The following is a 5,751-nucleotide window of genomic DNA, read 5'->3' as shown; positions in this document are numbered from 1 at the left end:
TTTCGACAGAGAAATAGTAACTATGATACTTGATAACCTAATTTCCAATGCCGCCAAATATACTGAAAAAGGTTATATCAATATCTCACTCTATACTACCCGAAAAAATGATACGGACTATGTAGAAATCAAAGTTTCTGATACGGGGCAAGGTATATCCGCAGATGAATTACCACATATTTTCGAAAGATATTATCAGGCCAGAAGTGACCGCCAGGCATCGGGTACCGGTATCGGCTTAGCATTAGTTAAAAACCTTGCCAAACTACATCAAGGAGAAATATATGCGGAAAGCGTTCCGGGTGAAGGGAGCAGCTTCTACTTTTCTCTTATTATGCATAACATATACCCCAATGCCCTACATACAGATTCTGGTGAAAAGGCCCCGAAAGGCAATACGGAAATAGAATCGGCAGAGGTAGTACCCACTGATGATATTCCTTGCGAAAAACCAATCTTGCTGGTGGTAGAAGACAATTCTGATATATGCGAATATATATCAGAATCATTCTCCGACTCATTTGATGTAGTAACCGCAAGCGAAGGAGAAGCCGGTTGCCGTGCCGCCATCGCACATATCCCCGACATTATAGTAACGGATATCATGATGGCCGGAATGAACGGTATCACTTTCTGTAAAATCATAAAAGAAGATGTACGTACAAGTCATATCCCAGTCATAATGCTTACCGCAAAAGACTCTTTGCAGAATAAAGAGGAAGGTTATCAGGCAGGTGCCGACTCTTATCTGACAAAACCATTTAGTGCAAGTTTATTGAGAAGCCGTATCTACAACTTATTGGAATCCCGCAGAAAATTAGCCAATCAGTTTAACTCCAACTTAAATATAAATTCTGATAAATGTATAATGCTCCATGAGTCTCTGAACCGACTGGATGACGAGTTCATACAAAAGATAACGCAAATCATTGAAGATAATCTGCAATCGGAAAAAATAGACGTAGCCTATCTATCAGACAAACTATGCATGAGCAAATCTACTCTCTACCGAAAAGTGAAAGCCTTGACCGGAATTTCAACAAATGAATATGTACGGAAAATAAAAATGAAGAATGCAGAAAAATTGATACTGGAAGGTAGATATACCATTTCTGAAATAGCTTTCAAGGTGGGAGTAAACAGTCCGGTCTATTTCAGGCAATGTTTTAAAGAGGAATTCGGAATATCGCCATCGGAATACTTAAAAGGATTGAAAGGAGAAGAAACAGTTTAGAGCCTGAACAATTCATAACCAACAGTAAATAAATGGTTATTAAGTAGTTAAGTAGTAAGTAGTTAAGTAGTAAGCAAGTAGGAAAGAATAAAAGCTTTCTACCTACCAACAGGAAGTTTATACCGAATGATAAGAGATTTTTCTTCCAATACCTTATCCACAATAAATGTACTAAATTACAGCGTTCACATAAATAAGCAGAAGCGATAACCGGTTTCTGAACCTAAAGTCTTACATTTGCAAAAGTAAACAACATAACCGGATTATGGCAGGTATCTACATTCATATCCCTTTTTGTAAAACCCGTTGTATTTATTGTGATTTCTATTCCACTACCCTCAGTGAATTCAAAGGACGATATATCCAAACCCTTTGCCGGGAATTGGAAATACGCCGGGACTATCTGCAAGGTGCCCCCATCGAGACAATTTATTTAGGAGGAGGTACTCCATCGCAACTAACACAAGAAGACTTCTTACAGATTTTCGAAACAATCGAAAGAGTTTATGGTATGAAGCAGGTACGCGAGATTACCCTTGAAGCCAATCCCGACGACCTTACTCCGGAGTATACACGGATGCTTGCCACCCTGCCTTTCAACCGTATCAGCATGGGGATACAGACTTTCAATGAGAAAACTTTGCAATTGCTTAAGCGACGTCACACCGCCCCGCAAGCCATCGCAGCCGTAGAGCATTGCAGGAAAGCAGGGTTCCAAAATATAAGTATCGACCTCATCTACGGACTCCCCGGAGAAACAGCAGAAAGTTGGAAATACGATCTGAAGCAGGCTATCGCCTTGAATGTGGAACACATATCGGCCTATCATCTGATATATGAGGAAGGTACCCCCATGTATAATATGTTACAGCAGCATCGTATCAGCGAAGTAGACGAGGAAAGCAGTGTCGGGTTCTTTTCCGAACTTATTGACCAATTAACGACCGCCGGATATGAGCATTACGAAATATCCAATTTCAGCCGCCCCGGATATCACTCGCAGCATAATACGGCATATTGGAAAAACATTCCTTATTTAGGCTGCGGACCGTCAGCGCACTCTTTCAACCGCCAGGAACGAGAATGGAACATAGCTTCACTGAATGATTATATAAACGGCATAGAAAACGGGAAACGAATTTACGAGACGGAAGATCTGAACACAGTGACACGATACAATGAGTTTATCATTACCTCATTACGCACTTGTTGGGGCATTCCTCTCGCGAAACTAAAAGAAGAATTCGGTACCGGATTGTGGCAATATTGCCTCGACTCGGCTGCCTTATCCCTTAAAAACGGGAAGTTAATCGAGAAAGACAATGCCTTGCGCCTTACGCGGGAAGGGATATTCATATCCGACAGTATCATGAGCGACCTGCTCAAAATAGAGGAGTAGAAAGAGCCATGACCGAATCCGAAGTACGAAAGCTATTGCGACAAATGAAGGAATGGGACTCTCAGACCGCATTCCGCAGATTCTACGATTTAACCTACGACCGCCTGTTTCGTATTGCCTACTATTACGTAAAACGGGAGGAATGGTCACAGGAAATCGTACTCGATATTTTCCTAAAACTTTGGGAGCAACGCAACACATTGCCCGAAGTCAGAAATATTGAAGACTATTGCTTTGTTATCACCAAGAATGCTTCCCTCAACTATCTGGAGAAGGAAATGCGCCGAAGTGCTTATACCGACAACGAACTTCCCGAATCGCCGGAAAGCGACTATAATCCCGAAGACGAACTTATCAGCGAAGAGTTGTTCGCCCGCTATGTAAAAGCATTGGACCGTCTGCCTGAGCGTTGCCGGGAGGTATTTATCCGCATACGGGAAGAAAAACAGAGCTATGCACAAGTGGCCGAAGAATTAGGTATCAGTACTAAAACAGTAGATGCCCAATTGCAGAAAGCCACCGGGCGATTGAAAGAGATGATTATGTCTGTCGAAATAGATTAACATTTATTTAGAGATAAAGGATAGGGAATTATCATCGTCCCACTGTCTTTATCAATGAACAATGTTTATTATTTATTAGACTAACGTATGAAACGATTCTATTTTCAAACAACCGTAGCGTTGTTAGTAAGCCTCTTATTATTGGCATGTGATGACAAAAACAAGAACTACCCTACCGACTATGTAGGCTTCGAGCATTCTATGCAATCTCACTTCTACAGCAAAAGTGACAAAGAAGAAACAATAGAAGTAAAAGTGATTGCCGTTGATAAAAAGAAAGAGGATAGAGAAGTTAAATTAAGTATCAACCGGTCTGCTATACCGGGAATAGGCGTGGTGTGCAAGCTAAATAATGACCGGTTAATAATAAAAGCCGGAAAGAAAGAAGCCAAAGCCACTATCACACTTTTTCCGGGAAAGGCCATTAAAGGGGAAATCATCCAGATAGTCTGTACACCTTTATGGGAAGGCGGACAAACATCAAAAATGTCTATCGAACTGATACCCAAATAGAAAACAATGAAATATACAGCAACAGAAGCAGAAAAAATACTGGAAAAGCTCATCGCCTCCACCCGTTCGCCCAGAGGACGCTTTTCGGCAGAAAAAAGTTACGCATTGCTAAAAAAACGGCTTCCGCAAAAAGAACAACGCATGTTGAGCATGCGTAAAGTGCGCGTTTTCGCAATAGCTGCCACCGTGGCATTATTCTGTACAATGGGATGGGTCGTCTATGAATACATGCTCCCGGTCGGCCTGTATACGATCTCCACTCTGACCGAATGCAAAAACGTAAAACTGCCGGATGGAACAGAAGTGACTTTAAACCATTTTTCTTCACTCACTTATCCGGAACGTTTTCGCGGCAAACATCGTAAAGTGACGCTAAAAGGTGAAGGCTATTTCGAAGTGAGCAAAAGCAAAGAGCACCCGTTCATCGTGCAAGCCGAAGCTGTCAAAGTACGGGTATTGGGCACACACTTCAATATTGAAGCCTACCCCGGTGATCCGGAAGTAAAGACAACTCTTTTCGAAGGATCCGTTGCCGTAAGCACCGCCAGTCATCCGGAAGGCATCGTACTACGTCCCAACGAGAGCGCCATATATAATAAGAAGAAAGAAAGTCTGACCCGTGAAGCAGAGAAGAATGTTTCTGAAGAAATCGCATGGCAAAACGGTATATTCATTTTCAATCATCTCCCTCTGCAGGAAATCGTACGGGAGTTGAGCAACTCATTCGGAGTAAAAATAAAGATAGAAAATGAGAAGCTGCGCAACTACCGGCTTACTGCCAAATTTACCGATGGAGAAAGCCTGGAAGACATTCTGTATCTGTTGCAACAAGGAAGGGATTTCAAATATAAACAAACCGATAAAGGAATAACAATCAATTGATGTGCCACCGGATCATGGTAATATCACACCAGACATCCCGACCGGCACATGAATGCACGGACTTATAAAACAAGCCACTCACAAGAAAATATGAACAAATCTCATATACCCCTGTATGTCGAGAATCTGATTCTGACATGCGGAATACTTTTTTTCTCATTACAAATGCAAGCGCAAAAAAACGATACCCAATTATCATTCAGCATTCGTAATGCCAGCCTTGAAGAATTTATCAAATACTTGGAAAATTCTACCGGCTTCTCATTCATCTACGGTGAAGAGGTGAAAATCAACCGCCGCATCACACTCGAAGTAAAACAAAAGACGATACGGGAAATTCTCGACCAAGCTTTTAAGAATGAACCGATAGGTTATCAGATTGCCGGACGGCACATTCTTCTGCAAAAGAAAAAACAAAAGCCGGTAAGCCGCAAGTTCACAATCAGCGGATATGTGACAGACGGGACGTCCGCCGAGACGTTGATTGGCGCTAACATCCTTGAGAGTCGTCACAAACAAGGCACTACTACCAATCCTTACGGCTTTTACAGCATCACCCTGCCCATGGGAGAAAAAGAACTCAGTTTCTCTTATTTGGGATACGAAACCCAGCATCACACGCTGGCACTGAATAAAGACACAGTACTCAACGTCCTCATGCAAGACAATAACCAATTGGAAGAAGTAGTGATTGTATCCGACAAGACAGAAGCAGGGATTACTGCCACACAAATGGGAGCCATAGAAATCCCGATGGCACAAATAAAGAATACACCCGGTGCTTTGGGAGAAGCGGATGTAATGAAAACCATCCAGTTGATGCCGGGAGTACAAGCTGGAGTCGAGGGTTCGGCCGGATTGTACGTACGTGGCGGCGGTCCGGATCAAAATCTGATTCTTCTGGATGGAATACCCATATACAATGTAGATCACCTATTCGGTTTCTTCTCGGTTTTTACACCGGAAGCCGTAAAAAAAGTAACATTTTTCAAAAGTTCCTTTCCTGCACGTTTTGGCGGCCGCCTTTCATCAGTAGTAGACGTACGTAGCAACGACGGAGACATGAAGAAATTTCATGGTACGCTCAGCGTAGGACTGCTCGCAAGCAAACTACAATTGGAAGGTCCTATCATCAAAGACAAAACGTCCTTCAATCTTTC

At 42.4% G+C, this 5,751-nt stretch carries 6 protein-coding genes; all 6 read left to right on the top strand.

Features of this window, described 5'->3' with window-relative positions:
- Positions 1-1,234: hybrid sensor histidine kinase/response regulator transcription factor (locus tag QVP90_RS12850; RefSeq protein ID WP_288204466.1), on the top strand; the 1,234-nt coding region annotated here is incomplete at its 5' end.
- A 265-nt stretch (positions 1,235-1,499) separates the two neighbouring features.
- Positions 1,500-2,633 carry a radical SAM family heme chaperone HemW gene (gene hemW, locus QVP90_RS12845; RefSeq protein WP_005933578.1) on the top strand — a complete coding sequence of 378 codons (1,134 nt, stop codon included), beginning with the start codon at positions 1,500-1,502 and terminating at the stop codon, positions 2,631-2,633.
- Positions 2,634-2,641: 8 nt separating this feature from the next.
- Positions 2,642-3,196, top strand: a complete 555-nt coding sequence (locus QVP90_RS12840) for an RNA polymerase sigma-70 factor (RefSeq protein ID WP_007482127.1) — start codon at positions 2,642-2,644, stop codon at positions 3,194-3,196.
- An 87-nt stretch (positions 3,197-3,283) separates the two neighbouring features.
- Positions 3,284-3,709 (top strand): hypothetical protein, encoded by a 426-nt coding sequence (locus QVP90_RS12835; protein ID WP_005933583.1) that lies wholly within the window; start codon positions 3,284-3,286, stop codon positions 3,707-3,709.
- Between the two features lie 6 nt (positions 3,710-3,715).
- Positions 3,716-4,591, top strand: a complete 876-nt coding sequence (locus QVP90_RS12830) for a FecR family protein (RefSeq protein ID WP_005933585.1) — start codon at positions 3,716-3,718, stop codon at positions 4,589-4,591.
- Positions 4,592-4,681: 90 nt separating this feature from the next.
- Positions 4,682-5,751 (top strand): carboxypeptidase-like regulatory domain-containing protein (locus QVP90_RS12825; RefSeq protein ID WP_288204464.1); only part of this gene is annotated, 1,070 nt, incomplete at its 3' end.

The sequence above is a fragment of the Bacteroides sp. CAG:189 genome, from assembly GCF_000432295.1.
Taxonomy (GTDB): Bacteria; Bacteroidota; Bacteroidia; order Bacteroidales; family Bacteroidaceae; genus Bacteroides; species Bacteroides salyersiae.
The sequence above is the reverse complement of the archived record's forward strand: the minus strand, read 5'-3'. Positions and strand labels throughout refer to the sequence as shown.

Excerpts from the sequence above, each read along its gene's own strand:
- hemW (WP_005933578.1), top strand. The coding sequence starts at position 1,500 with ATGGCAGGTATCTACATTCATATCCCTTTTTGTAAAACCCGTTGTATT.
- QVP90_RS12840 (WP_007482127.1), top strand. The coding sequence starts at position 2,642 with ATGACCGAATCCGAAGTACGAAAGCTATTGCGACAAATGAAGGAATGG.
- QVP90_RS12835 (WP_005933583.1), top strand. The coding sequence starts at position 3,284 with ATGAAACGATTCTATTTTCAAACAACCGTAGCGTTGTTAGTAAGCCTC.
- QVP90_RS12830 (WP_005933585.1), top strand. The coding sequence starts at position 3,716 with ATGAAATATACAGCAACAGAAGCAGAAAAAATACTGGAAAAGCTCATC.